Annotated in this window: 5 protein-coding genes; all 5 read left to right on the top strand. The window is 39.2% G+C overall.

The window, feature by feature from the left end:
- Positions 1 to 648, top strand: a 648-nt coding sequence (locus I6F41_RS17820; RefSeq protein ID WP_197108903.1) for a four-carbon acid sugar kinase family protein, incomplete at its 5' end; no start/stop codon positions are given.
- Positions 645 to 1,277 carry a 3-oxo-tetronate 4-phosphate decarboxylase gene (otnC, locus tag I6F41_RS17815; protein ID WP_182684608.1) on the top strand — a complete coding sequence of 211 codons (633 nt, stop codon included), beginning with the start codon at positions 645 to 647 and terminating at the stop codon, positions 1,275 to 1,277. The genes I6F41_RS17820 and otnC, both read left to right, overlap by 4 nt.
- A 340-nt stretch (positions 1,278 to 1,617) precedes the next feature.
- Entirely contained in the window at positions 1,618 to 2,706 is a 1,089-nt protein-coding gene (gene fbaA / locus I6F41_RS17810; RefSeq protein ID WP_182684607.1) for a class II fructose-bisphosphate aldolase, read from the top strand.
- The gene (locus tag I6F41_RS17805) at positions 2,703 to 3,671 is read left to right on the top strand and encodes a class 1 fructose-bisphosphatase (protein ID WP_182684606.1); all 969 of its coding nucleotides are present in this window, start codon (positions 2,703 to 2,705) and stop codon (positions 3,669 to 3,671) included. Before fbaA ends, I6F41_RS17805 begins: the two co-directional genes overlap by 4 nt.
- Before the next feature lie 753 nt (positions 3,672 to 4,424).
- Positions 4,425 to 4,496 (top strand): four-carbon acid sugar kinase family protein (locus I6F41_RS18125; protein ID WP_442960633.1); only part of this gene is annotated, 72 nt, incomplete at its 3' end.

Here is a 4,496-nt window from a genome sequence, read left to right as displayed (position 1 = left end):
CATTTAGCAACCCTAGGCAAAGCGGCTAAGTCGCTAAAGTTAATTACTGGCGGCTCTGGATTGGCAGCGGGCATTGCAAAAAACTGGCAGCAACAACTACAAGATCAAGGCGAAGCTAAAAAAGCGGGCTACCCAACCAAAGCAGCTACCGTCATATTATCGGGTTCGTGCTCGTTAATGACCAATAAACAAGTTGCAGCTTATAAAACCCTTGCCCCGCACTTTGCCGTAGATGTAGGAGCATGTATGAATAACGCCCACTATCTACAACAAGCATTTGATTGGGTAGTAAATAATCTTGATGGCAAATTTGCCCCTATGGTTTATGCCACGCAACCTGCTGCACAGCTAAAAGCAATTCAAGCTAAATATGGTGCACATGCATCGAGTGAAGCAGTAGAGTTATTTTTTAGCAAACTTGCTTATTTACTAAAAGAATTTGGCATACAAAATTTTATTGTTGCCGGCGGTGAAACGTCAGGCACGGTAACACAAGGCCTTGCTGTAAAAGGTTTTCATATTGGCCCTCAAATCGCCTCAGGTGTGCCTTGGGTAAAGTCTATTGATGGTTCGTTATCACTAGCACTTAAATCAGGTAATTTTGGCGATGAGTTGTTTTTTGAAAAGGCACAGGAGTTTTACTTATGACAGAACAAGATCTTAGAGAGAAAATGGTAAGCTTAGCGCTTTCTATGTTTCAGCGCGGCTACGCTACTGGTGGGGCGGGTAACCTATCTCTTAAATTACCCGACGGTAACTTTTTAGCTACGCCAACGGGCGCATCATTTGGCCGCTTAGTGGCTGATGAGCTTTCTGTTGTAGACATAAACGGTACTCTTATTTCGGGTAAGCGTGCGTCTAAAGAAGTGGCTTTTCATCTCGAAATTTATCGCAACAGTCCTGATTGTAATGCCATTGTGCATTTACACTCTACTTACCTTACTGCGCTGTCTTGCTTAGAAACGCTGGATCCTGATAATGCCATTCGCCCATTTACACCGTATTACGTAATGCGTGTTGGGCAATTACCTGTGATCCCCTATTTACGCCCAGGCGAGCCACGTATTGCTGAAGAGCTCGGTAAGCTCGCTCCTCATCATCGCGCGTTTTTGTTAGCTAATCATGGCCCAGTGATCACCGGCAGCGATATAGAAGATGCTGTAGACAATGCAGAAGAATTAGAAGAAACAGCCAAGTTAATGTTTATCCTAAATAACCACCCTGTTCGTTATTTAACACCTGCTGAAATAGCTGATCTCAAAGGCAGAGGCAAGTAGTAAGCTATTTGCAGCAAACCTCTCCGCACTTTTTAATGGTGTGAATTATCTAAAATAACTTGATAAAACACACCAAACAAAATTAAAACTGTAAATTCTTACAAGTTGAGATTTAGCTGCAAACTATTCTAACCACTGGTTTTAGCATTTACTTTAGCAAAAAAAGTTGCGCATTTTTCTACCTCTTTATTTAGCACTATACTAATTTTAACTAAAAATGCTTATACCGTTAATTAATCTATTTATATTTTAATGATCAGTAGCACGTTTTCTATCACTATTAAAAATTTCACTTATTTATAGAAACCACAATTAGCAATCTACAAAATACGGATAAACAATGAACAATTTAATTAATCTAGTCCCTGCTGGTGTTGTTAGTGGGGAGCATTTAAATACTTTATATCGTGTTGCCCGTGAAAATAACTATGCCTTTCCTGCGGTCAATGTTGTTAGCACTAACTCTATTAATGCTGCGCTAGAAGCTGCATCCTTATGTAAGTCACCTATTATTATTCAATTATCGCATGGTGGGGCGGCATTTTTTGTAGGTAAAGGGGTGCCTCTTAAAGATCACCAACCCGCAATTACTGGCGCCATTGCAGCAGCCCATTATGTGCATGCTGTGGCAAAGCATTATGGTATTCCTGTGGTACTTCATACCGATCATGCCGCTAAAAAGTTGCTACCTTGGATAGACGGCCTATTAGAGGCCGGTGAAGCGTATTTCAAACTTCATGGGAAACCGTTATTTAGCTCACACATGTTAGATTTATCTGAAGAAACGCTCACTGAAAATATTGAAACCTGTCAGCAGTACCTATCTCGTATGGCAAAAATTAATATGGGGATAGAAATTGAGCTTGGCTGTACCGGTGGTGAAGAAGATGGGGTCGATAATTCGCACCTAGACTCGTCATTACTTTACACTCAACCTGAAGATGTCGCTTATGCTTACCAACAATTAAGCCAAGTGAGTGATTGTTTTACTATTGCCGCTTCATTTGGCAATGTCCATGGAGTGTACAAACCAGGTAATGTGAAGCTGACTCCAGAAATCTTAAAAAACTCCCAAGCATTTGTGAGCGACAAATTTGGTTTGGCGCACAACTGTTTAAACTTTGTTTTTCATGGTGGCTCAGGCTCTGCAGCAACCGAAATTACTGAAGCTATTGGCTATGGGGTAATAAAAATGAACATTGATACTGATACCCAATGGGCTAGCTGGGAAGGCGTTAGTAATTACTATAAAGAAAACTCAGCCTACCTACAAAGCCAAATTGGTAACCCCGATGGTGATGATCTCCCCAATAAAAAGCACTACGATCCGCGCGTATGGCTACGCAAAGTTGAGCAATCAATGGCGCAGCGTTTAGCTATTTCATTTAAAGAGCTTAATTGCCTAAATAGGTATGAGGAAAAAGCATGAAACGGTTAATCCCATGTTTAGAGCAAGACAAAGTTGAAATTGAATTAATTTTACTAATTAAAACCATACTAACAGCCTGTAAAGAAATTTCATTTCGGGTAGGCCAGGGGGCTTTGTCTAATGTGTTGGGCTCTACCCTTGATGAAAACATTCAAGGTGAAACTCAGAAAAATCTAGATATTATTAGTAATCAGCTACTCAAAGATATGTTATTAGAAAGTGGTAAAGTCAGGACTATAGCCTCTGAAGAGGAGGACTATGTTGTTGCCGCTACAGAGAATGCACCTTATATTGTTGCCTTTGATCCACTTGACGGCTCTTCTAATATCGACATTAATGGTCAAATAGGCACTATTTTTACCATTTACCGCGCTAAAAACAATGTTGCTGCTGATAGTGAATTACAATTTTCACAAAAAGGTTCTGAACAAGTGTGTGCTGGTTATGTGTTATATGGCCCATCGACTATGCTGGCGCTTACTACGGGTGGCCCATCTCGCTTATACACCTTAGACAAAACACAAGGTTGCTACTTATTAACCACTGAAAAACTAACAATAGCGACTGATACGCAAGAGTTCTCGGTGAACATGTCTAATTTTCATCAATGGTCAGCTGGCTTTAGTGATTATATTAATGACCTGCTTTTAGGTGAAAATGGCGTGCGTGCTAAAAAGTTTAACATGCGCTGGAATGGCGCTATGGTGGGTGATATGCATCGGGTGTTATCTCGTGGTGGTATTTTCTGTTATCCCAACGATATTAACAAGCCTGAACAGCCCGCTAAGCTACGTTTATTATACGAAGCAAATCCACTGGCTATGTTAGTCGAGAACGCTAATGGCAAAGCACATACAGAGCATGAACGTATTTTAGATATACTTCCCTCTCATATTCACCAACGTGTAGCCGTTGTTATGGGCTCGACTAATGAAGTAAATAAATGTTTAACGTATTTAAAGTAACGCTAGATACCTGAGTCAGCCCTGAGCAGCTACATGTTATTGCCAAATTAAGATGGCTATGTAGCTCATCTCACTTTTTGGGCTCGGACTTAGCTTATTTTATTAAACTAATTGGCAGCATGCTGATAACTGAGCAGGTGTTAATTTTAACTATTTAAATCTGCTTTTCACTAAAGTGATGTATTTAAACTTCCTTCGTTTTTATAGTTATATAACTATAAAAACGAAACACTAAGTCACACATTATCTCAATTTCATCTCGATTTTTTATTAGCACACAGCAAAATAAAAATTAATTTCGACTCTCATTTAGTCCCATGAATAAATGTGTGAATTTATGTTTGTTATTGTTTAAGTTATAAATTCTTTATACAAAAAGCAAAAAAACATACTTTTATTTAATACTTTTCACTACAAACACATTACTAATGGGTGTTTTTTGTGAGCTAAAGTGCTTGACGACAAAATAACCTTAACATATAGTCACAATAGTTAACTAGATTTAACAACCGGTAGGTCTAGCTTCTATTAATGTGAATAAATGAATAGTCATCACGCTACTAATCATAGTTACTGACTATAGCGCTATTTTGCTAATGATTTATGTTTTGAATACCGCGTGAGCGTTCGATTACGAATTATCGTTTACTAACATCACGCTTGGTATGTTTGCCACTGCTTTGGCAAAGAAGACAGCAGTGCCGTTATAAAGGTTTTTAAAGGTATTAAGTTACCTGGTGTGGAGAAATAATTATGTTACTTGGTGTAATTGCAGACGACTTTACCGGAGCAACCGACATTGCTGGTTTCCTCGTTGAACATGGT

This window comes from Pseudoalteromonas sp. SCQQ13, from assembly GCF_015864415.1.
Taxonomy (GTDB): Bacteria; Pseudomonadota; Gammaproteobacteria; order Enterobacterales; family Alteromonadaceae; genus Pseudoalteromonas; species Pseudoalteromonas nigrifaciens.
Note: the sequence above shows the minus strand (reverse complement) of the source record. Positions and strands in the feature narration are given on the sequence as shown.